The organism is Vibrio sp. 10N.286.48.C11, assembly GCF_041469805.1.
Lineage (GTDB): Bacteria > Pseudomonadota > Gammaproteobacteria > Enterobacterales > Vibrionaceae > Vibrio > Vibrio crassostreae_C.
Genome location: NZ_JBFRLK010000013.1, coordinates 1 through 22,183, shown reverse-complemented (window position 1 = coordinate 22,183; position 22,183 = coordinate 1). Strand labels below are relative to the sequence as shown.

Here is a 22,183-nt window from a genome sequence, read left to right as displayed (position 1 = left end):
GGAGGGAATATTGATGCTAGTTGTTCGCCCAATAAAATTATCTGATTACGATGCGTTGCATACCTGCGCGGTTGAATCTGGTCACGGATTCACATCTCTTCCGGTTAACGAAGAACTGTTAACCAACCGTATTACTCATTCTGAATACAGCTTTGCTAAACAAGACGTGACTGAACCTGGTGATGAAGGCTACCTAATGGTTGGCTTTGATACCGAAACCGGAGAAGTCGCAGGTACTACGGGTATCGAAGCCTCAATTGGCTGGGATGTTCCGTTTTACTCTTACCACATCAGCAAAGTGGTTCACTCATCGCAGAAGCTTGGCGTTAATAACGTCGTGAAGCTACTGACTTTCGGCAATAACTACACCGGATGCAGTGAGATCTGCACACTGTTCTTGCGCCCGGCTTTCCGTGGTGGATTGAATGGTCGTTTGATGTCTAAGTGTCGCTTCTTGATCATGTCTGAGCACCCAGAGCGTTTCTCGAAAACGATTTTTGCTGAGATGCGTGGTGTATCGGATGCGGAAGGTAACTCTCCTTTCTGGCAATGGCTGCAAGAGCACTTCTTCTCAATTGATTTCACGCTTGCAGATTACCTAACCGGTATCGGTAAGAAAGGCTTCATTGCTGACCTAATGCCGAAGTTACCTATCTATGTGAACTTGCTGAGCAAAGAAGCTCAGGCGGTGATTGGAGAGGTTCATGACAATACGCGCCCTGCACTTAAGTTGCTGGAACGTGAAGGTTTCACCAACCGTGGCTATGTTGACATCTTTGATGGGGGCCCAACGGTTGAGTGTGATCTAAGAAATATCGAGTCAGTGCGTCATGCGATTCGAGCTCAAGTGACAATTGCAGAGCATTCAAGCTCTAAAGACTTCCTCATTGGTAATACCTCGTTTGAGAACTTCCGCGCAGTAGCCGCGAAAGGCGCGTATGACCAAGCTAGCGACACAGTGATTTTATCATCTGAAGTAGCAAGCGCTCTTGAAGTAAAAGAAGGCGAATTCGTTCGCATGTTGGCTCAATAAGAGCGGCGATTATCTGTCGAAGATTTTAAGGATAGAAGTATGACTCAGTGGATAGCAGGACAGTGGGTGGCAGGTCAAGGCGACGCCATGACATCAGTAAGCCCATACAATAATGAAGTCGTGTGGCAAGGCGATAGTGCAACACCAGCACAGGTTGAATCTGCAGTAGCAGCGGCGCGTGACGCTTTCTTAGTTTGGAAAAAATTGAGCTTTGCAGAGCGTGAAGCGATCGTATTGAACTTTGCTGAGAAGGTAAAAGAGAACAGCGAAGAAATTGCACAGATTATTGCAAAAGAGACGGGTAAACCGATTTGGGAAACTCGCACTGAAGCGGGTGCGATGGCGGGCAAGATCGCTATCTCTATTCGTGCATACCACGAACGTACGGGCGAAGCTTCGCGTGAAGCGGCAGGTAACCAAATCGTACTGCGTCATCGTCCATTAGGCGTTATGGCGGTATTTGGTCCTTACAACTTCCCTGGTCACCTACCTAACGGTCATATTGTTCCGGCACTGCTATCGGGTAATACCGTGGTATTTAAGCCGTCAGAGCAGACACCTTGGACGGGTGAGTTTGCGATGAAACTGTGGCAAGAAGCAGGCCTTCCGGCTGGCGTGATTAACCTAGTGCAAGGCGCTAAAGAAACTGGTATCGCACTGGCTGATGCTAAAGGTCTTGATGGCGTGCTATTCACGGGCAGTGCTAATACCGGTCATATCCTTCACCGTCAGTTTGCTGGTCAACCGGGCAAGATGTTGGCGCTAGAGATGGGCGGCAACAACCCGATGGTGATCACTGACCAATTTGGTGATGCTGACGCGACGGTTTATACCATTATCCAGTCGGCCTTCATCAGTGCGGGCCAACGTTGTACATGTGCACGTCGCTTGTATGTGCCTGTTGGCGAGAAGGGCGATCAACTGCTCGATAAGCTCGTTGCGGCTACCTTGAAGATTCGTGTTGATCAGCCATTCGCTGAGCCAGCACCCTTCATGGGCCCACAGATCTCTGAAGCTGCGGCTAAGTTTATTCTGGACGCGCAAGCGAATCTGCAATCGTTAGGCGGTGTCAGCCTAGTAGAAGCAAAAGCGGGTCAAGCGGCGTTTGTTTCTCCGGGTATTATCGATGCAACCAACATTGCTGAACTGCCAGATGAAGAGTACTTCGGCCCATTGCTGCAAGTGGTTCGTTACCAGTCACTAGAGCAAGCGGTTGAACTGGCTAATGACACACGTTTTGGTTTGTCTGCAGGCTTAGTTTCAACAGACGATTCAGAGTGGGAATACTTCGTTGACCATATCCGTGCGGGCATTGTTAACCGTAACCGCCAGCTAACAGGCGCAAGTGGTGATGCACCATTTGGTGGCCCAGGTGCTTCAGGTAACCTGCGTCCAAGTGCGTACTATGCAGCTGATTACTGTGCTTACCCTATGGCGTCAATGGAAGGTGGTGAAACTCAACTGCCGGCTACGTTTAGTCCAGGTATTGAGCTGTAGTTTTGGCTTTTAAGCTATAACTTGATGAATCACAAGCTTATGAGCTCTAGGTTCATGAATAACAGGTTCATTGGTTAATTGTGTAATAAGGAAGTGGTGTTATCGCTTCCTTTTTCCATCACGTCCGACACCTAGATTGGGCGGTAGATAATAATAGAACAAGTATGTCACAGGCTGATGGCTGCTGACTCTGTGTCCAGCCTCTCCCTCTCTAATCCAAATTACTAGCTTGCTAGAACCTCTGACAAGGAGTCACCATGACGCCCGATCTACTCTTTAAATCACTATGGGACGATTACATTCACAGGCTTTGCCCATCGGCTGAGAAAGTTCATCATCTGCTGAAAGAAGACGAAGCCCTGATTAATGATCACATTGCACTGCGAACTTTCAATGTTGCGCCGCTGGGTATTGAAACACTGGCTAAGCCTTTCCTTGAATTAGGCTACAAGGCTTGTGGCGACTACTTGTTTGAGAGCAAGAAGTTAGTGGCTAAGCACTACGAGCACCCAGACCCAAACCAACCGAAAGTGTTCATTAGTGAGTTGAAGGTAGAAGAGTGTTCAAGTGACTTACAACAGATCGTTGCTAAGTTGGTTGAGCAAGTGGACGCAAGCAAGCTTCAAGGTCATGAGTTCTTATTTGGTGGTCGCCTTTGGGATCTGAGCTTCGCGGATTTCCAAGTTCTAGCAAAAGAGAGTGAATACGCGTCTTGGCTAGCGGCTCATGGTTACGGTGCAAACCACTTTACGGTGAGTGTGAACCAGCTCAATGAGTTCGATGAAGTACAGACTGTGAATGACTATTTGAGTGATTCAGGTTTCACTATCAATGCATCTGGCGGTCAGGTTAAAGGCTCTCCAGAGGTCTTATTAGAGCAATCATCTACAATGGCAGACAAAGTCCCAGTTTCATTTGTTGAAGGCAACGAGGTGATTCCTGGTGGCTTCTACGAGTTCGCTAAGCGTTATGCGATGGCGAATGGTGAGCTTTATACAGGATTTGTTGCAGCATCGGCTGACAAGATCTTTGAGAGCACCAACGGTTAAAGAAAGATATGAGCACGGGCTTTACCCTAAAGATGCGAGTACGCTTCGCTTCGAGGAAGTTTACAAATAGGATTCAGAGAGTTCTTCTCGTATCTCGCATCTGCTCTCTAGATCTTTAGAAAACAAAAAAGCCATCAAATTTGCATTTGGTGGCTTTCAAATTTTTGGCTCAGTTAATCGAGATTAACGAGTGCCGTATACCACGATAGTTTTACCGTGTGCAGAAATTAGGTTCTGCTCTTCTAGCATCTTCAAAATACGACCTACTGTCTCACGAGAACAACCAACGATCTGGCCAATCTCTTGACGAGTGATCTTGATTTGCATGCCGTCAGGGTGAGTCATTGCATCTGGCTGTTTCGCTAGGTTAAGTAGCGTTTGAGCGATACGACCTGTTACGTCAAGGAACGCTAAGTCACCAACCTTTTGGCTAGTTACTTGTAGACGGTTTGCCATTTGCGCTGAAAGGCGCATTAGGATATCTGGGTTCACTTGGATAAGTTGACGGAATTTCTTGAAAGAAATTTCAGCTACTTCACAAGGAGATTTTGCACGAACCCATGCAGTACGCTCTTGGTCTTCTTCGAAGAGGCCAAGTTCACCAATGAAGTCACCTTGGTTTAGGTAAGAAAGAATCATTTCCTTACCTTCTTCGTCTTTGATAAGAACTGCCACAGAACCTTTAACGATGTAGTACAAGGTTTCTGCCTTTTCACCAGCATGAATCAAAGTACTTTTTGAAGGGTACTTATGAATATGACAGTGTGAAAGGAACCACTCTAATGTTGGATCGGTTTGGGGTTTACCTAGAACCATAATATCTTACTTCCTCTGCAGGGTATGCTTGCCGCTTTCCGTATTTTAGCTAAGCCTGGATTGACTTGTAGGATAAGAGCACTCGTTGAGCGCTGCAAGCTATCTTGTGTTTCGTTTAAGAATAGTATCCTTTTTCAGGTACTATTTCTTGATTTTAATCGTGACCAAGCTACGATTTTTTACGCAAAATTGTGCACATGATCACGGTATGAAAAGTAATCAACCAGAATGGCGTCTTGTTAGCCTATTTTTCCGGTTTCGATGAGCTGTTGTAGGATGGGCCTTACAATGAGCTCCATAGCAAAACTCATCTTGCCGCCTGGCACCACAAGCGTGTTGTGGCGTGACATAAATGAGCCATCTATCATAGCCAGAAGGTAGGGGAAATCGACGTTTTTGATGCCACGCAAACGTATAACTACGAAGCTTTCGTCTAAACTTGGAATCCCTTTGGCGTTGAGAGGGTTAGATGTATCTACGGTTGGAACACGCTGAAAGTTGATGTGAGTGCGCGAAAATTGCGGGGTAATGTAGTTAAGGTAATCATCCATCGAACGAACAATGGAATCCATTACGGCTTCGCGTGAGTGGCCACGATCGCGGGTGTCACGAACGAATTTTTGAATCCACTCTAGGTTTACGATAGGTACCATGCCAATCAGCAAATCGACGTGTTGAGAAACGTTAATGTCGCCATCAACCACACCGCCGTGCAGGCCTTCGTAAAACATCACATCGGAGTTTTCAGGGATCTCTTGCCATGGCGTGAAGGTGCCCGGCATTTGATTGTAAGGCACGGCTTCATCGAAGGTGTGTAGGTAGCTTCTTACTTTACCTGTACCTTCGTTACCGTATTTACGGAAGAACTCTTCTAATGCGCCAAAATCGTTGGCTTGTGGACCAAAGTAGCTGATGTGCTTACCTTGCTCGCGAGCCTTACGGATCTCGACATCCATCTCTGGGCGAGTGAAGCGATGGAAACTATCCCCTTCAACCCAAGCGGCCTTCACGTCCATCATATTGAACATTTTTCGGAAGGCTTCTGAGGTGGTGGTGGTGCCGGCTCCAGATGAACCCGTCACCGCAATAATTGGATGTTTAGCGGACATGACAACCCTTGTCTTTTGAGTAACTTACTTGTTAGCAATCGTTTACCACTATAACACGGCTCCTTTATGAGCGCAGCTTAGAAGCGTTTTGTGACTTGAATATCAACGGTTTCATGGAGCTCAGAAAACACGATGTTGACTTCTCCTGAAGCTAATTGATGTTTCACTTGATCAATCTTGTTTTGCAGCGAAACCTCTACGTCGCCGTAGTCTGTGCCTTCACGCAGCACGAACTCTTTGATGAGGTTTTCCAGTGTCTCTGGCGCAATGTCTTGCCATGGGATGATCATAAATACTTCTCTCTTTTATGTTCATAGATATGTTTATTGATGTAGAAATACGTGTGCTTAGTAATGTTTTTATTCTATTTACTAAGGCTCGGTCATTATGCCGAATCTTGGATACTTTCATAGTAGGCAGGCAAGGCTTCTTCTAACCAAAACCTTGGTTTGAGTGTGCTACCAGTAATAAACCCAACATGGCCGCCTTTTTGAAACAGTCGATAATCGATGTTATCGGGCAGAACGAATTTTGGGATCACATCATCGGTCATGAAAGGGTCGTCTTTGGCATGAATGATCTGAGTTGGTAGTTTGATCTTATTGAGCTTAGGCAGCGCAGAACATTGCGCATAATAATCTTGGGCATTTTTGAAGCCGTGCAGAGGCGCAGTGATTCGTTCATCAAACTCATACAGTTTGGTGATGTTCTTGATGGCTTCAGCGGTGATGCCAAGTTTTTCCTGCAGCAGGTTAACCTTTTTTAGCGCATTCGATTTTAGAGAGTTGAGCAGGTACTTCTTATAGAGCTTGGAGAAACCACGCTCAATACGACTAGAGCAACACGCTAAGTCAAAAGGAGCAGATACGATGGTCGCCGCCGACAGCAATGGGTCGTCTGCGTACTCAGCCAAATAGTTCGCCAGCATGTTTCCACCTAAAGATATGCCAACCGCAACCTTAGGGTTATTCGGAAACTGGGCGTGCAGGTGTCTTAGAAAAAAGCGCGCATCTTCGACTTCACCTGAATGGTAAGCGCGAGCCAGGCGATTGGGTTTTCCGCTGCAGCCTCTGAAGTGCATCATCACGGACAACCAACCATCTTTAGCAAACGCATTCATTAATCCATTGGCATAAGGGCTCTCAAAGCTACCTTCTAAACCGTGGAATAGAACGAATATCGGCTTGCTACTGCGATCATTTTTATTTGAGGTGTCACCGTCTGGTGATTCGCTCCAAGCAAGATCAAGAAAGTCACCATCGGGTGTTTCTAAGGTTTGCCAGTGAGGATGAAACAGCGCCTGCTTCCTAATAAACCGTGGCACTAAGGTTTGTAAGTGCGGATTAGAGAGACCAGCAGCTGCGGTAAATATTGTCATAAAAACGATCCATGCTTCTTTATACGGGTTTTGATAACGTGTTGAGTTTGTAACGAAACGCCCACGTTTTTATTTGAGCTTGGTTGATTCTCGGCATAAGCGCAAGGCTTCACTTATACGAGATACAAAAACAGACTATGGGTAACCGTTTGAATAATATCAAGGTTAAGCTTGGATCTTGATTGAATAAAAGGGAAAGAGAACGAGCTAGGGCTGTGGTGCTGGTTCAGAAAAAGCGTCGCAGAGGTTTTCAGCCCCTAATAAACGACAGTACTGAAAAGTGAGCGGTGATTGCTGGTTAGCGTACAGTTGTAGGGAGTTTATACAGTCGACCAGATCGGACTGTTGTTGCTTTTCAAGCTGTAACTCAAACTTTAGCGCTTCACGGTATAGAGAGTCGACAACGTGTGCTTTGAGATGTTTACGTAGCTCTCGATAGCTATGAAGCAGGGTTTCAGAGCGGCTTAAACACTGTTGAACTTTATGCCACTCTTCTTCAGCAAAAGACAATTGCTGCTCATCAAGCCATTTGAGAAGCAGCAGTAGATTGACGTTGCCGTGGAACTGGTTTTGCAAAGCTAAGCACGCATCCTTTACACCGCGCACACTGTAATACTGAAGGCTAAATTGCCATAGTCGTTCCAGTGTTAGTGATATTGGGGCGTGCTCTGGGCTCATAAGCTATCCATATCCTGTTCCATCTGCTCAAGCTCTTCTTGAGTGGACATCCAATCCATTTCAACTTCTTCTAGCTGTGACTTACTGCTCGCTTGGAGAGCGAGTACTTTATTCAGTTTAGCCTTATTTTCAGCTTCATACAGTGATGTGTCGGATAATTCTTGCTCAGCTTCTTCAAGAGCCTGCGTTAATTTATCCATCTGCTTTTCAAATTGAGTGAGCTTTTTACGAAGTGGTGCCGTCAGTTTACGGAACTCGGCTTCTTTACGTTTCTGCTCTTTTTTCGCTGCTGCACTGTTGGCGCCGTCTTTGGCTGGTGCCAATGCTTGTGCTTCTTTGCGCTCAACTTTCTGTTGCTCGGTTAGCCACTTGTAGTAATCGCTTAAGTCACCATCAAACGGTGCGACTTGGCGGTCGTGTACAAGGTATAAATCATCGGTAGTTGCACGCAGTAGGTAACGGTCGTGCGATACGATAACCATTGCGCCTTCAAACGTCTGCAGGGCAAAAGTCAGCGCTTGACGCATGTCGAGATCCAAGTGGTTGGTTGGTTCATCGAGTAGCAACAGGTTCGGTTTTTGCCATACCAGTAGCGCCAGAACTAAACGCGCTTTTTCACCACCAGAGAAGGGTGCTACTTTATCAAGTGCTTTTTCACCTTGGAAACCGAAGCTACCTAGGTAATCACGCAATTGTTGCTCGGTGTGTTTAGGGGCAATCTGCATCATGTGCTGCAGCGGTGTTTCTTCTGGGTGCAACGTTTCTAACTGGTGCTGTGCAAAGTAACCAATCTTAACGCCTTGCGAATAACTCAGTTCACCGCCTTGCTGTTTAAGTTCGCCAGAAAGCAGTTTAATCAGTGTTGATTTACCAGCACCATTTCGACCAAGTAGACCAATACGGCTACCCGGTACTAGGTTCAGGCGAATTTTCTCTAGAATCAGATTGTCATCATAGCCCGCTGATACTTCATCCATCATCATGATTGGATTTGGTAGCGCGTCTGGTTCTCTAAACTCAAAGCTGAATGGATTATCAAACTGAGCAGGCAGCACTTGTTCCATTTTCTCTAGCGCTTTAATACGGCTTTGCGCTTGGCGAGCCTTTGAAGCTTTGTAACGGAAACGGTCAATGTAGCTCTGCATGTGAGACATCTGTTTCTGCTGCTTTTGGTACATCGCTTGTTGCAGAATCAGTTTTTGCGCTCGTTGGGTTTCGAACGATGAGTAGTTACCCGTGTACTCATTGAGCTGTTGGTTTTCAACGTGCACGATGCGGTTGACGATAGGGTCTAAGAAGTCTCTATCGTGCGAGATAAGCACTAGCGTGCCAGGGTAGCTTTGTAACCAACGCTCTAGCCACATTACTGCGTCTAAATCCAAGTGGTTGGTAGGCTCATCGAGTAGCAGTAGGTCACTGCGACACAGTAGGGCTTGCGCTAGGTTCAAACGCATACGCCAACCACCCGAGAACTGGGTTAGGTTCCATGTCATTTGTTCTTGGCGAAATCCTAAGCCATCCAATAGCTCAGCAGCACGTGCTTTGATGCTGTAACCACCAATGGTTTCAATTTTGCCGTGGATCTCTGCTACTAATGTGCCGTTGTCGGCTTGTTCAGCTTTCTCTAGTTGATCTTCAAGGCCACGATATTCACGGTCGCCATCAATCGCGTATTCAATCGCTGTTCTTTCTAGTGCTGGCGTTTCTTGAGCAACCCAAGCCATTTCCCAATGGGCTGGTTTACTGAATGAGCCAGCATCAATAGACAGCTCGTCTTTAATTAAGGCGAACAGCGTAGATTTACCACAGCCGTTTTTACCAACCAAACCGATCTTGTCGCCAGGATGAAAAGTCGCAGATGCTTGGTCGAGGAGTGGCTTACCGCCGCGTAGCAATTGAATATCAGAGAAAGTAATCATATAGAGGTAGCATAGAAATTAGAGGTGAACAGACGCCTGCATAGTAGGCTGAATCCAGATAAAAGTCGATCACAATGCAATTTGCGTTATGATGCCAATAACATATTAATAACTTTTATTTAAATTCTAGTGGCCTTGCCACCGTTTAGCCCTTAAAGGAATGTTTCAAAGGAATGAGTATTACTCCCTCGATAGACAAACCCGTGCCAAAGGTATTAGTGATCTATGCGCACCCAGAGCCGCAAACCTCTATCGCTAACCAGATCATGGTTAAAAAGATAGAGTCGCTTGGGAATGTTAAAATCCACGATCTTTATGCCCTCTATCCTGACTTCTTTATTGATGTGCCTTATGAGCATGAACTGCTTCTGCAGTACGATGTGATTGTGTTCCAGCATCCTCTGTTCATGTATTCCTGTCCTTCATTGTTAAAAGAGTGGTTTGATCGCGTGTTAGGCAAGGGCTTTGCTTTTGGTGAGCAAAGTGCGCTTAAAGGCAAACACTGGCGCAGTGTGATTACTACCGGTGGTAAAGAAGAGGCGTTTGGTGCCGCAGGTTATAATAAATATCCATTACAAGAGATCTTGCAACCATTCGAGCTCACCGCTGCTTTGTGTCAAATGAACTGGATATCCCCTTTGGTTTTACACTGGGCACGAAATGTCACCGATATGACGCGTTACCAACACGCCGAAGCGTATCGAAATTGGTTGCGAGACCCGCTACAAGATATAGGAGCAGATGATGGCTCTGACTAATGATTTTCTACAAAGTAGCGTTATATTTTTAGCGGCTGCTGTGGTTGCGGTTCCTATCGCACAGCGCGCTGGTTTGGGTTCAGTCCTCGGTTACCTATTAGCAGGTGTGGCAATTGGCCCATGGGGGCTGGGCTTAATCAGTGATGTAGAGGCGATTCTGCACTTCTCCGAATTCGGGGTGGTACTGCTGCTCTTCTTGATTGGTCTCGAACTTAATCCGAAAAAACTGTGGCAGATGCGAGCGCCGATTCTAGGACTCGGTGGCGCACAAGTGCTGATCACCACTCTGATTATTACCGCCATCGCCTGTCTATTTGGATTAACTTGGCAAACCAGCCTGGTAATAGGTATGGGTTTAGCGTTGTCTTCGACAGCCATTGCTTTACGCGTTATTGAAGAGCGAGAACTTGGTGGTAAAGAAGCCGGGCAGTCAGGCTTTGCAGTACTGCTTTTCCAAGATATAGCTGTTATCCCTATGTTGGCGATGCTGCCTTTGCTCGCTGGCAATACGGGCGGCAGTTGGGCTGACATGCTGTGGATGCTAGGCGGTGTGATTGGTCTGCTGGTCGGTGGTCACTTCTTGTTGAGGCCACTGTTCCGATACGTAGTGATGAGCGGTGTCCGTGAGCTTTTCACGGTTGCAGCGTTGTTATTGGTGATTGGTATTGCCGTCATCATGCAGCAGATTGGCTTATCGATGGCATTAGGTACTTTCTTGGCGGGCGTCCTTCTGGCTGAAAGTGAATATCGACACGAGCTTGAAATTGCGATTGACCCATTCAAAGGGTTACTGCTCGGCCTGTTCTTTATCTCGGTTGGCATGGCGGTAAATCTAGGTTTATTGGCAGAAAGCCCATTCGCAATACTAATAGCTGTAATGGCCCTCGTGGTGTTGAAAGGTTTAGTGCTGTACGCGCTAGCTCGTATCTTTGGAACACAGGCAAAAGCGCGTAGCCGAATGGCGATGATTCTTAGCCAAGGTGGTGAGTTTGCTTTCGTTATTTTTACCGCGGCGAGTGCGCAGGGCATCTTAAGTGGCGAACAGGTGTCGTTCTTACTGGTAGTAGTGAGCCTGTCTATGGTGACCACGCCACTAATGCTTAAGCTGCAAGATAAGTTCTTTGCTCGTCAACTGAACCAAATCAGCGAAAGTGCGATGTCTTCGGATGTGGTTGATCGCAGCCCTCGAGTGATCATTGCTGGCTTTGGTCGCTTCGGTCAGATCATCGGTCGCTTGATGTACGCTAATAAGATTCGTATCACTGTCCTTGAAAGTGATGCCAGCCAAATCCATATCCTTAGAAAGTTTGGCTACAAAGTCTTTTACGGAGACTCGACTCACCTAGAGCTATTACGCGCAGCCGGTGCTGATAAAGCAGAGGCGATTGTGTTGTGTACTGACTCCCCTGATGAAATCATGAAAACCGTCGATTTATGTAAGCAGCACTTCCCACGCTTAAAGATCTTGGCGCGTGCACGAAGCCGTGTTGAAGCGTATCAACTACTTAACCACGGTGTGAGTAACTATTCGCGTGAAACCTTCCTTGGAGCATTGGATTTAGGTCGTCAAACATTGACTGAACTTGGCATGCATCCATATAAAGCGAAGCGAGCAGAAGCACACTTTAGAAAGTTGGATAATGGTATGCTGAAAGAGTTGCTGCCTCAGCATAACGAAGATGCCGAGTTAGCCCAAAGAGCGAAAGAGGCTCGTAAAGAACTTGAAGAGATCTTTGGACACGAGATGGAAAACGATCACCAATCTCGAAACTATTGGCAGTAGCTTGAAGTGATAACTCATGCTTGAGCTTAGAAATAGAGCTTGGGCATAGAAATAACAGACTATAGAACTAACCTAATAATAAACGCGGTCTCTGCTTAACTTATCAATAAAGTGAGTGGGAAGAACCGCGAATCCAGAGCAGTAAAGGATATGAACGTGAAACAGAAAAAACGCTTTATCGCAGGGGCAAGCTGCCCAAGTTGCAACACTCAAGACACACTCCGTTGGTGGATTGAAAATAATATCGAGCTGGTGGAATGTGTCGATTGTGACTTCACAGAACAGCGTAAACCGAAAACTGTAGAGAAATCTGAACACGCGAATCAAGAAATGATCGGTATTTTTAAGCCAGAATGATTGAGTTTCGTTAATTGATCCCCATAATATCCCGGTACAGAATTTTTCCTAAGCTCAACTGTTCGAGCTTAGTCCAAACCTCCTTGGAGCTCTCATGAAAATTGAAAAGAACGTAGTAGTTAGTGTTGCATATCAAGTGAAACTTGAAGATGGCGTAGTAGTTGACCAATCAACTGCAGAAGCTCCACTAGATTACCTTCACGGTCACAACAACCTAATTACAGGTCTTGAAAAAGAGCTTGAAGGCAAAGTAGCTGGCGACAAGTTCTCTGCAACTGTTACTCCAGAAGATGCATACGGCGAACACAACGACGCACTAGTTCAACGTGTTCCTGCTGACGTATTCCAAGGTGTTGAGCAAATCGAAGTTGGCATGCGTTTCCTAGCGGATACTGACCAAGGTCCAATCCCAGTTGAAGTTACTGAAGTAGATGGCGACGAAGTTGTTGTTGATGGTAACCACATGCTAGCTGGCCAAACTCTAACGTTTGACGTTGAAGTTGTAGCGGTTCGTGAAGCGACTGAAGAAGAAGTTCAACACGGTCACGTACACCAAGAAGGCGGCTGTGGCGGTCACGACCACGATCATGACCACGAAGGCGGTTGCTGTGGTGGCGAAGGCCATGACCACGGTGAAGAGAAAAAAGACGGCTGCTGCGGCGGCGGTAGCTGTGGTTCTCACTAATACCGAATTAACGGTTTAGTTTAAGAATCTTGAAAGCCTCCCTTGTGGAGGCTTTTTGCGTTTAGGAGTCTCGCTTTTTGACCTCGCTTTTCTCTACCAAACTAAGTGTCCGCAAATCTAAGCATTCGTAAAAGTTTGGTTTTCGTTATCAGACATCGAACCATGGATGTGGTATTGATAGCACAACATTATAAGACGACGTCAGTGGAGAGTTTGTATGTCACAGCCTTTTTCAATTGCCATTCATGGTGGTGCAGGAACCATCTTGCGCGAGCAAATGAGCTATGAATTAAAAGCGGGTATTACCGAGGCTTTGGAAAAATCGGTTTTGGCTGGTTATCAAATATTGCAATCGGGTGGTGATGCTCTGGATGCGGTAGTGGCATCGGTTAAGGTGATGGAAGACAGCCCGCACTTTAATGCCGGTAGGGGCTCTGTTTTGACGCATGATGAATTTGTTGAGATGGACGCTTCTGTGATGCATGGCCGCGAAATGGATGCAGGTGCTATTGCAGGCGTTCGCCATATCAAAAACCCAATTGAGCTTGCACGTGATGTGATGCGGAAAAGCGACCATGTGTTGCTGATTGGTGAAGGTGCCGAGAAGTTTGCGTTTGAGCATGACTACACCTTTACCGAGCAAGACTACTTCTTTACTGAGCGCCGCTATGACCAACTTCAGTCGATGAAAGAGAAAGGCATCTTTGCTCTGTCTGAAGCGAAATATGATGAACAGCAAGCTGAGAAATACCCTGACGATAAAAAGTACGGCACGGTTGGTGCGGTCGCATTAGACCAAGCGGGTAACTTAGCGGCAGCAACCAGTACCGGTGGCGTGACCAATAAGAAATACGGTCGTGTGGGTGACTCTCCGATCATTGGTGCAGGAACCATCGCTGAAAATGGCAATGTTGCCGTCTCAACAACCGGGATGGGTGAGTTCTTCCTACGTAAAATGGTCGCCAGTGATGTCGCAGCACGAATGCGTTATCTGAAAGAAGATGTGCACACCGCTTGTGAAACGATCATTCAAGGTGAATTGAAAACCATGGGTGGAGAAGGTGGCTTGATCGCTATCGATGGCCAAGGCGATATACATTTTGGTATGAACAGCTCAGGAATGTATCGTGCAAGCGTTGATACTCAAGGTCGTGTTGAAGTGAAGATTTATGCCGACGACTAAGTTGGTATCGGCTTAATTGGCTTTAGCTTATTCACTGAGATGAAATAAACAAAAGGGCGACAGATAAGTATCTGTCGCCCTTTTAGTTTTCTATGTCCCGTCCTGAAATGTGTTTACACATTGAGGACGAGAAACTAACGATATGCGTCGTTAGATTTAATTGGTTATTTTGAACCGCACTTAATAGTGTGGAGGTGGCGTCTCTTCTGATGCGTCAGCTAGATTAGAGCCATCCATATTTTTTACTTTGCCAACCACGAACTTCATCTGATCTTGCATTCTCGTGATTAACATTTGTTGTTGGCTAAGCGCTTCATTGAGTTCTTCAATGGTCTGTTCTTGGAAAGCTAGCTGACACTCTAGGTCATTTACGCGGCTTTCTAGTTGTTCAACTCGCTTTTCTGTCATCGTTCTTAATCCACATTCCAAGCTTGGGCAATGCCCGCAGAGGTGCCCGATATCACACGGTTCTTATCATCAAAGGCTGCATCATACACTACCGCACGAGGAGGGCGAGCATCTTTTAGTGGCTCAGCATCGTGGCGAGAAATTCGTTTGCCATCCTGAGTATTCCACACACTCACTTGGCTGGATGGCGTGCCCGTCACCAACATGCTGCCGTCATCAGAAAAACGAGCACTCGAAAAAATCAACTGTCGAGACCAGCTTTGCAATTGCGCTTGAGGTTCGCCCGTTTCAAGATCCCAAATCATCGCTTGATTGCCGCCATCAGAGGTAAAAGCCAGTTCACCATCGCGTTGTAGCGCGACTCGTACTACTCTTTGTTCATGCTCAAAGGTGCGCAACACCAAGCCCGACTCGGTATCCCAAAGGTAAGCTTTGTAGTCGTTGCCGCCTGATAATGCGTAGCGGCCATTAGAAGAGAGGGAGACTGAATTCACTTTTTCTCGGTGAGCAAGGAACTCCAGACGGCGTCCGGTGACTAAGTCCACATAGATGGCTTTTCCATTAGAAAGGCCAAGCAGTACTTTTTCACCATTGCTAGAGATATCGACATCGCGAATCAAGCCGTCGGAGATAGACCAGAGCCCTTGTGCTTGAGTCCAAGATAAGTCCCAAACGGCGAAGTTCATCTGGCTAGCGGTAATGGCAAAACGGCCATTGTCCGAGATACGGATACGCGATACTTGGTTTTCTAACTGGTCTTGTGGACCAAGCTGAGCCAACTCTTGGTCTTCGGCGAGGTCCCAAAGGAGCAGTTGCTTTTGCTGAGAGTAGAGCAGGGCGAAGCGTCCATCTCTGCTGAGTGCAAAGCTGGTGGCACCATTGGGCTCAATTTCCCAACGCTGCTCATCATCTTGGAAGAAAAAGCAACCATTTAACAAGGTGATGACAATTGTACATAGCAATGAGTGGAAAAATATTCGCATCACATCTAATAATCCGGTTTGTGTCGAAAGACATATGACTAGTATATTGTTATAACTAACGTATTCACACCAATCTAATCATTAGATTTGTGCACAATAACCAATGGCTTGGCCATTAATTGGAGAATTCAATGAAATCAGTTTTAAAAGTATCACTGCTTGCCGCAACGGTTATGCTAGCAGTTGGTTGTCAGAAAGAAGAACCAAAGGCAGAAGCTCCACAGGTAGAAGAAGTTAAAGTTGAAGCAGTAAACTTTAAAACAGAAGATGACAAAGCGGCTTACGCAATCGGTGTATCTTTCGCTAACTACCTAAGCACAAGCATTGATAAGCCAAGCGAGCTAGGTATTAACCTAGACAAAGATATGGTTCTTCAAGGTATCGAAGACGTATTCGCAGAGAAAACTGCACTGAACGAAGAAGAAACTCGCGCAGCTCTTGAAGCTCTAGACAAGCGTGTTGCTGAAACTATGCAAGCACAAGCGGCAGAGAAATCAGCTGAAACTAAGAAAGCAGGTGATGACTTCCGCGCTGAGTTCGCAAAGACTGAAGGCGTAGAGCAAACTGAATCTGGCCTACTTTACCAAGTAATGACAGCTGGCGAAGGCGCTTCTCCAAAAGACACTGATACTGTTCAAGTTCACTACAAAGGTACGCTAACAGACGGTACTCAGTTCGACAGCTCTTACGACCGTGGTGAACCAGCAACATTCCCACTTAACCGCGTAATCCCAGGCTGGACTGAAGGCGTACAACTGATGCAAGTTGGTTCTAAGTACAAGTTCGTTATCCCGCCAGAGCTAGCATACGGTGAGCAAGACACACCGACTATCCCTGCTAACTCAACGCTAGTATTCGAAGTAGAACTACTAAACATCGATAACGCTGAAGCAGCTCCTGCACAGTAATATCGGTTAAAAGCCTCGTACTAAAATACGTTGATTGAATAAAAAGCCTAACTTTGAGTTAGGCTTTTTTTATGATTTGAAGATGAGTATTTGATTTTTAAACTTGTTCTAAATCACTAGTTGCAATGTTAGCTAGGTGTGCAATTAAAATTTTCTGATAAACTTACATAAATTTGTTGATTTTTCACACGAAGGTAAGGAATAAGTGACTACTACAGAAACAGTCAATGCAGATGTGTTACTTGAAATGGAATCAGTCCACGTTATGCCATTCAGTGAACACGATAAAATCATTCTAAGATCTTATGAGGCCGTTGTTGACGGTATTGCGAGCCTTATTGGTCCGTTTTGTGAAATCGTTTTGCACTCTTTAGAAGACCTCAATACTTCTGCGATTAAAATTGCCAACGGCGAAAATACAGGTCGTCAGGTTGGCTCGCCGATCACCGATCTTGCATTGAAGATGCTAAAAGATATTGAAGGTTCTAAGCGTAACTTCTCACGTTCATACTTCACTCGCGCTAAAGGCGGAGTGTTGATGAAGTCGATCACGGTTGCTATCCGCAACGGTGAAGACCGAGTGATTGGCCTACTGTGTATTAACGTGAATCTAGACGCGCCATTCTCACAAGTGCTGCAATCGTTCATGCCTACACAAGACGCAGACGAAGCCGCATCATCGGTTAACTTCGCTAGTGACGTTGAAGAACTTGTCGACCAAACGGTTGAACGCACCATTGAAGAAATTAACGCTGACAAATCGGTATCGAACAATACTAAGAACCGTCAGATCGTGATGGAGCTGTACGACAAAGGTATTTTCGATATTAAAGACGCGATCAACCGCGTTGCTGAGCGACTGAACATCTCTAAGCACACCGTGTACCTATACATCCGCCAACGTAAAACAGAGGATGAAGAGGGTTGCTAAGCTATACACTCCTAGTGAATGGGCCAGTCTATGGCTCACAGTCAGCAAGAAGTGCCTACCAGTTTGCCGTGGCTCTGATTAAACAGGGCCACAAACTTCACAGTGTGTTCTTCTATCAAGATGGCGTGAGTAACGGCTCAGACCTTACCGTACCGGCTAACGATGAATTTGATTTAGCTTCTGCTTGGCAAAAGCTGGCTGATGAACACGATGTTAGCCTTGAAACCTGTGTGGCAGCTGCACTAAGACGCGGAGTGATTAGCTCTGAAGAAGCAGAGCAACATCAACTAAGTGCCTCTAACCTAGCCACTGGATTTACTCAAGCCGGATTAGGGAGCTTATCGGAAGCGCTACTAACGCAAGATAGGGTTGTGCAGTTTTGAGAAAGTTAGCCTTTATATTTAACAGTTTCCCTCATACGACCGCTGCGGGTAGAGAAGGGTTAGACGCCCTGCTTGCTGCGTCCGCATATAGTGAAGACATTGTCGTGTTCTTTGTTGGCGATGGCGTGACACAGCTTCTCAAAGCGCAGCAGCCCGACGAAACACTATCGCGTGACTACATCTCTGCATTCAAACTTATGGACCTGTACGACATCGAACAGGTGTATGTGTGTCAGCGTAGTCTGAGTCAGTTTGGTCTTTCAGCAGACAACCTGCTGATCGATGTGACCACCGTTGAAGCCGACGAGTTAACGCAGAAGTTAGCTCAGTGCCAACAGATACTGACTTTCTAGGGGACGCTATGCTTCATATTGTAAAATCAGTCGACAAACTTAAACTCGCATTGACCTATTCTCAGCCACAAGATCAGTATCTTTTGGTGGAAGATGCGGTGTATGTTTGCCTTCCCAATCATGAGTTATTCACTCAAATCTGCGCAGTAGAGCAGGTGTCGGTGTTAAAACCAGATCTCGATAGCCGAGGTTTACAACTACTTGTCTCAAGTACCATTGATCAAGTTGACTTCGATGGCTTCGTTAAACTGACGGTTTTGAACGACAAATCAGTCACTTGGTAGCTGTGTTTTATCAGTTTGGTTAAAAGTAGACCATCCTGAGCTCTAGACGGCTAAAAAAGATCTGTATATTTCTTGACACACCTCCCACTGCTGAATAGAATTTTGCGTCCCTAATTACGACTTGTGATTAGGGATAGATTTTTCACAAAGCTTACTTTCAAGTAAATTTCAGGAGCTAGTTAATGGCAACTATTAACCAGTTGGTTCGCAAACCTCGTGTAAAGCAAGTTGTTAAAAGCAACGTGCCTGCACTAGAAGCGTGCCCACAAAAACGTGGTGTATGTACTCGTGTTTACACTACTACACCTAAAAAACCTAACTCGGCACTACGTAAAGTATGTCGTGTACGTCTAACTAACGGTTTCGAAGTAACTTCGTACATCGGCGGTGAAGGCCACAACCTACAAGAGCACAGTGTTGTACTAATCCGTGGCGGTCGTGTAAAAGACCTTCCGGGTGTTCGTTACCACACTGTTCGCGGCGCACTTGACTGTGCTGGCGTTAACGACCGTAAACAAGGTCGTTCTAAGTACGGTGTAAAACGTCCTAAGTCTTAATTGATTCTCTTTTTTAAAAAGAAATCGTTAAGTAAGGCCAAACACTATTTTATTTATTATTCTGAAAAGTTTTGGAAAAAACCTGAAGAAGACAACGGAGAATATCCATGCCACGTCGTCGCGTAATAGGTCAGCGTAAGATCCTTCCAGATCCTAAGTTCAAATCTGAATTGCTGGCAAAATTCGTTAACATCCTTATGGTTGACGGAAAGAAATCTACTGCAGAAAAAATCGTTTACACTGCACTAGATTCAATGGCTGAGAAGTCTGGTAAAGACCACTTAGCTGTATTTGAAGAAGCTCTTGAAAATGTTCGCCCAGCGGTAGAAGTTAAATCTCGCCGTGTAGGTGGTTCAACTTACCAAGTACCTGTAGAAGTTCGTCCGGTTCGCCGTAACGCTCTTGCTATGCGTTGGGTAGTTGAAGCTGCGCGTAAGCGTGGTGAAAAATCTATGGCTCAACGCCTAGCTGCTGAAATGCTAGACGCGTCTGAGAACAAAGGTACTGCGGTTAAGAAACGTGAAGACGTTCACCGCATGGCTGACGCAAACAAAGCGTTCGCACATTACCGTTGGTAATACCTTTTTAGTGCTGCAAGGTTCCTTGCAGCACTTCTTTAGTTCCTATGCTTATGCTAGGAACTATTGCTATTTCTAGGGCAAGCAATTTTTAGCGAAGCATCGCTTTTAACGCCTAATCTAGACATAGCAATAGTCCCTAAGTCTCTAATAAGAGGATTCAACCGTGGCTCGTAAAACTCCTATAGAGCAATACCGTAATATCGGTATCGTTGCTCACGTAGATGCAGGTAAAACAACCACAAGTGAACGTATTCTGTTCTATACCGGTCTTTCTCACAAAATCGGCGAAGTTCACGATGGTGCAGCAACCATGGACTGGATGGAGCAAGAGCAAGAGCGCGGTATTACGATCACTTCAGCAGCAACCACTACGTTTTGGCGTGGTATGGAAGCTCAGTTCTCGGACCACCGTATTAACATCATCGACACTCCTGGACACGTTGACTTCACAATCGAAGTAGAACGTTCTCTGCGTGTGCTTGATGGTGCAGTTGTTGTGTTCTGTGGCTCATCTGGTGTTGAACCTCAGTCAGAGACAGTATGGCGTCAAGCTGATAAGTACCAAGTTCCACGTATGGTTTTCGTTAATAAAATGGACCGTACCGGCGCTGACTTCTTGCGCGTAGTTGAACAGATCAAGGACCGCTTAGGCGCAACTCCTGTTCCAATTCAACTGAACATTGGTGCTGAAGAAAACTTCCAAGGCGTTGTCGATCTTATCAAGATGAAGGCAATTAACTGGAATGAAGCTGACCAAGGCATGACTTTCACGTACGAAGATATTCCTGCAGACATGCAAGAAATGGCTGAAGAATATCGTACAGAACTTGTTGAAGCTGCTGCAGAAGCAAATGAAGAGCTGATGGATAAGTACCTTGAAGAAGGTGAACTAACAGAAGCTGAAATCAAACAAGGTCTTCGTACTCGTACCCTTAATAATGAAATCGTACTTGCTACTTGTGGTAGTGCATTCAAAAACAAAGGTGTACAAGCTGTTCTAGATGCAGTTGTTGATTTCCTTCCTTCTCCAGTCGATGTACCTGCAATTAAAGGTATCGATGAAGATGAGAACGAAGCAGAGCGTCACGCAGACGACAAAGAACCGTTCTCAGCGCTAGCATTTAAGATTGCAACAGACCCATTCGTTGGTACTTTAACTTTCATCCGTGTTTACTCTGGTGTTGTTGAAAGCGGTAAAACAGCTTATAACTCTGTGAAGAAACAACGTGAACGCTTAGGTCGCATTGTTCAAATGCACTCAAACAAGCGAGAAGAAGTAAAAGAAGTACGAGCAGGTGACATCGCAGCCATCATTGGCCTGAAAGATGTGACTACTGGTGAAACCCTTTGTGACCAGAACCATAAGATTGTTCTTGAGCGCATGGAGTTCCCAGACCCAGTTATTCAGATCGTTGTAGAGCCAAGCTCTCAAGCTGATCAAGATAAAATGACTATCGCTCTAGGTAAACTAGCAGCGGAAGACCCATCGTTCCGCGTTGATATGGATGCGGAAACTGGCCAGACTCTGATTTCTGGTATGGGTGAACTACACTTAGATATCATCGTTGACCGTATGAAGCGCGAATTTAGCGTGAACTGCAACGTTGGTAACCCGCAAGTGGCTTACCGTGAGACTATTCGTGGTACAGCGAAAGCGGAAGGTAAATTTATCCGTGAACATGGTGGTAAAGGTCAGTACGGTCACGTATGGCTGAAACTAGAACCATCAGAAGCTGGCGAAGGCTTTGTCTTTGTGGATGAAATTGCCAATGGTATCGTACCGAAAGAGTTTATCGCTTCAGTTGCTAAAGGCGTTGAAGAGCAGATGAACAATGGTGTGCTTGCTGGCTATCCAGTTTTGGATATCAAAGCTACACTATATGATGGTTCTTACCATGAAACAGATTCAAGTGAGATGGCGTTTACAATCGCTGCCTCTATGGCTTTCAGAACGGGTGCACTTGAAGCGCAACCGGTTCTGCTTGAGCCTATGATGAAAGTTGAAGTAACTACTCCAGAAGACTGGATGGGTGACGTTGTTGGCGATATTAACCGTCGTCGCGGCATCATCGAAGGTATGGACGAGGGGACAGCTGGCCTGAAGATAATTCGTGCACAAGTTCCGTTGTCTGTCATGTTCGGTTACGCAACTGATTTACGTTCTGCGACACAAGGTCGTGCTTCTTACTCTATGGAGTTTAGTGAGTACGCTGAAGTGCCTAACAATGTTGCAAAAGCAATCATTGCAGAGCGTGGTTAAACAAAAGGAAGGCATTTTTTTTCATTTTTTGAAAGAACAATGCGTCCAAATATTGCGCTAACGAGAGTTGGCGCATAAAATAGCAATTTCTGGCGCGTCTCGCTCAATAATGAACGTGGCGAATCATAACTAGGAAGGAACACGATTGTGTCTAAAGAAAAATTTGAACGTACGAAACCGCACGTAAACGTTGGTACTATCGGCCACGTTGACCACGGTAAAACAACTCTAACTGCTGCTATCTGTACTACTCTTGCAAAAGTATACGGCGGTGTTGCTAAAGATTTCGC

Annotated in this window: 25 protein-coding genes; 17 read left to right on the top strand and 8 right to left on the bottom strand. The window is 45.8% G+C overall.

Annotation, left to right across the window (positions count from 1 at the left end):
* The first annotated feature begins 13 nt into the window (after positions 1 to 13).
* From astA to AB4209_RS04520, 3 genes are all read left to right on the top strand, one after another.
* Positions 14 to 1,033 (top strand): arginine N-succinyltransferase, encoded by a 1,020-nt coding sequence (gene astA / locus AB4209_RS04530; protein ID WP_004729654.1) that lies wholly within the window; start codon positions 14 to 16, stop codon positions 1,031 to 1,033.
* Positions 1,034 to 1,072: 39 nt separating this feature from the next.
* Entirely contained in the window at positions 1,073 to 2,530 is a 1,458-nt protein-coding gene (astD, locus tag AB4209_RS04525) for a succinylglutamate-semialdehyde dehydrogenase (RefSeq protein WP_017085988.1), read from the top strand.
* Between the two features lie 257 nt (positions 2,531 to 2,787).
* Positions 2,788 to 3,579 carry a DUF1338 domain-containing protein gene (locus AB4209_RS04520; RefSeq protein WP_004729652.1) on the top strand — a complete coding sequence of 264 codons (792 nt, stop codon included), beginning with the start codon at positions 2,788 to 2,790 and terminating at the stop codon, positions 3,577 to 3,579.
* A gap of 183 nt (positions 3,580 to 3,762) precedes the next feature.
* Here the strand turns inward: AB4209_RS04520 and crp are convergent, their stop codons facing one another.
* The 6 genes from crp to AB4209_RS04490 all read right to left on the bottom strand — a co-directional run bounded on the left by crp (position 3,763) and on the right by AB4209_RS04490 (position 9,479).
* Positions 3,763 to 4,395 carry a cAMP-activated global transcriptional regulator CRP gene (gene crp, locus AB4209_RS04515; RefSeq protein ID WP_004729651.1) on the bottom strand — a complete coding sequence of 211 codons (633 nt, stop codon included), beginning with the start codon at positions 4,393 to 4,395 and terminating at the stop codon, positions 3,763 to 3,765.
* A 239-nt stretch (positions 4,396 to 4,634) separates the two neighbouring features.
* Complete coding sequence (locus AB4209_RS04510) at positions 4,635 to 5,504, bottom strand: phosphoribulokinase (RefSeq protein WP_010435210.1); 870 nt, start codon at positions 5,502 to 5,504, stop codon at positions 4,635 to 4,637.
* A 77-nt stretch (positions 5,505 to 5,581) separates the two neighbouring features.
* The gene (locus AB4209_RS04505; protein WP_215406500.1) at positions 5,582 to 5,794 is read right to left on the bottom strand and encodes a YheU family protein; all 213 of its coding nucleotides are present in this window, start codon (positions 5,792 to 5,794) and stop codon (positions 5,582 to 5,584) included.
* 95 nt (positions 5,795 to 5,889) lie between these two features.
* Positions 5,890 to 6,882: a hydrolase gene (locus AB4209_RS04500; protein ID WP_019825349.1), complete on the bottom strand. Its 993-nt coding sequence runs from the start codon at positions 6,880 to 6,882 to the stop codon at positions 5,890 to 5,892.
* Between the two features lie 207 nt (positions 6,883 to 7,089).
* Positions 7,090 to 7,560, bottom strand: coding sequence for a TIGR02444 family protein (locus AB4209_RS04495; RefSeq protein ID WP_017066206.1), 471 nt, complete (start codon positions 7,558 to 7,560; stop codon positions 7,090 to 7,092).
* Positions 7,557 to 9,479, bottom strand: coding sequence for an ABC transporter ATP-binding protein (locus AB4209_RS04490; protein WP_372054987.1), 1,923 nt, complete (start codon positions 9,477 to 9,479; stop codon positions 7,557 to 7,559). Before AB4209_RS04490 ends, AB4209_RS04495 begins: the two co-directional genes overlap by 4 nt.
* A 173-nt stretch (positions 9,480 to 9,652) precedes the next feature.
* On the opposite strand from AB4209_RS04490, the gene kefG reads away from it, so the two are divergent.
* The 5 genes from kefG to AB4209_RS04465 all read left to right on the top strand — a co-directional run bounded on the left by kefG (position 9,653) and on the right by AB4209_RS04465 (position 14,245).
* Entirely contained in the window at positions 9,653 to 10,237 is a 585-nt protein-coding gene (gene kefG, locus AB4209_RS04485) for a glutathione-regulated potassium-efflux system ancillary protein KefG (RefSeq protein WP_372054985.1), read from the top strand.
* Positions 10,224 to 12,020, top strand: a complete 1,797-nt coding sequence (gene kefB / locus AB4209_RS04480) for a glutathione-regulated potassium-efflux system protein KefB (protein WP_171732721.1) — start codon at positions 10,224 to 10,226, stop codon at positions 12,018 to 12,020. The genes kefG and kefB overlap by 14 nt, the downstream gene beginning before the upstream one ends.
* Before the next feature lie 156 nt (positions 12,021 to 12,176).
* Positions 12,177 to 12,377 (top strand): YheV family putative zinc ribbon protein, encoded by a 201-nt coding sequence (locus AB4209_RS04475; protein ID WP_029235422.1) that lies wholly within the window; start codon positions 12,177 to 12,179, stop codon positions 12,375 to 12,377.
* Between the two features lie 94 nt (positions 12,378 to 12,471).
* On the top strand, positions 12,472 to 13,062 hold the full coding sequence (gene slyD, locus AB4209_RS04470) for a peptidylprolyl isomerase (protein WP_017061108.1): 591 nt from the start codon (positions 12,472 to 12,474) through the stop codon (positions 13,060 to 13,062).
* Positions 13,063 to 13,279: 217 nt separating this feature from the next.
* Positions 13,280 to 14,245: an isoaspartyl peptidase/L-asparaginase family protein gene (locus AB4209_RS04465; protein WP_017061107.1), complete on the top strand. Its 966-nt coding sequence runs from the start codon at positions 13,280 to 13,282 to the stop codon at positions 14,243 to 14,245.
* A gap of 180 nt (positions 14,246 to 14,425) precedes the next feature.
* On the opposite strand, the gene AB4209_RS04460 is transcribed toward AB4209_RS04465, so the two are convergent.
* Positions 14,426 to 14,653 carry a SlyX family protein gene (locus AB4209_RS04460; RefSeq protein ID WP_009848930.1) on the bottom strand — a complete coding sequence of 76 codons (228 nt, stop codon included), beginning with the start codon at positions 14,651 to 14,653 and terminating at the stop codon, positions 14,426 to 14,428.
* 5 nt (positions 14,654 to 14,658) lie between these two features.
* Positions 14,659 to 15,636 (bottom strand): WD40 repeat domain-containing protein, encoded by a 978-nt coding sequence (locus AB4209_RS04455; RefSeq protein WP_017063707.1) that lies wholly within the window; start codon positions 15,634 to 15,636, stop codon positions 14,659 to 14,661.
* 131 nt (positions 15,637 to 15,767) lie between these two features.
* Here AB4209_RS04455 and fkpA point away from each other — a divergent pair, with 131 nt between their 5' ends.
* The 9 genes from fkpA to AB4209_RS04410 form a co-directional block, all read left to right on the top strand.
* Positions 15,768 to 16,544 (top strand): FKBP-type peptidyl-prolyl cis-trans isomerase, encoded by a 777-nt coding sequence (gene fkpA / locus AB4209_RS04450; RefSeq protein ID WP_017068826.1) that lies wholly within the window; start codon positions 15,768 to 15,770, stop codon positions 16,542 to 16,544.
* 205 nt (positions 16,545 to 16,749) lie between these two features.
* Positions 16,750 to 17,475: a transcriptional regulator gene (locus AB4209_RS04445; protein WP_004729851.1), complete on the top strand. Its 726-nt coding sequence runs from the start codon at positions 16,750 to 16,752 to the stop codon at positions 17,473 to 17,475.
* Positions 17,469 to 17,858, top strand: a complete 390-nt coding sequence (gene tusD, locus AB4209_RS04440) for a sulfurtransferase complex subunit TusD (protein WP_017063709.1) — start codon at positions 17,469 to 17,471, stop codon at positions 17,856 to 17,858. Before AB4209_RS04445 ends, tusD begins: the two co-directional genes overlap by 7 nt.
* Positions 17,855 to 18,211, top strand: a complete 357-nt coding sequence (gene tusC, locus AB4209_RS04435; protein ID WP_372054982.1) for a sulfurtransferase complex subunit TusC — start codon at positions 17,855 to 17,857, stop codon at positions 18,209 to 18,211. The genes tusD and tusC overlap by 4 nt, the downstream gene beginning before the upstream one ends.
* An 8-nt stretch (positions 18,212 to 18,219) precedes the next feature.
* Positions 18,220 to 18,495 (top strand): sulfurtransferase complex subunit TusB, encoded by a 276-nt coding sequence (tusB, locus tag AB4209_RS04430; RefSeq protein ID WP_017063711.1) that lies wholly within the window; start codon positions 18,220 to 18,222, stop codon positions 18,493 to 18,495.
* A 182-nt stretch (positions 18,496 to 18,677) separates the two neighbouring features.
* Positions 18,678 to 19,052: a 30S ribosomal protein S12 gene (gene rpsL / locus AB4209_RS04425; protein WP_004737194.1), complete on the top strand. Its 375-nt coding sequence runs from the start codon at positions 18,678 to 18,680 to the stop codon at positions 19,050 to 19,052.
* A gap of 107 nt (positions 19,053 to 19,159) precedes the next feature.
* Positions 19,160 to 19,630 (top strand): 30S ribosomal protein S7, encoded by a 471-nt coding sequence (gene rpsG, locus AB4209_RS04420; protein WP_010435163.1) that lies wholly within the window; start codon positions 19,160 to 19,162, stop codon positions 19,628 to 19,630.
* Positions 19,631 to 19,796: 166 nt separating this feature from the next.
* On the top strand, positions 19,797 to 21,893 hold the full coding sequence (gene fusA / locus AB4209_RS04415; protein WP_017061101.1) for an elongation factor G: 2,097 nt from the start codon (positions 19,797 to 19,799) through the stop codon (positions 21,891 to 21,893).
* Between the two features lie 147 nt (positions 21,894 to 22,040).
* On the top strand, positions 22,041 to 22,183 hold a 143-nt coding region (locus AB4209_RS04410; RefSeq protein WP_240798929.1), incomplete at its 3' end, for a GTP-binding protein.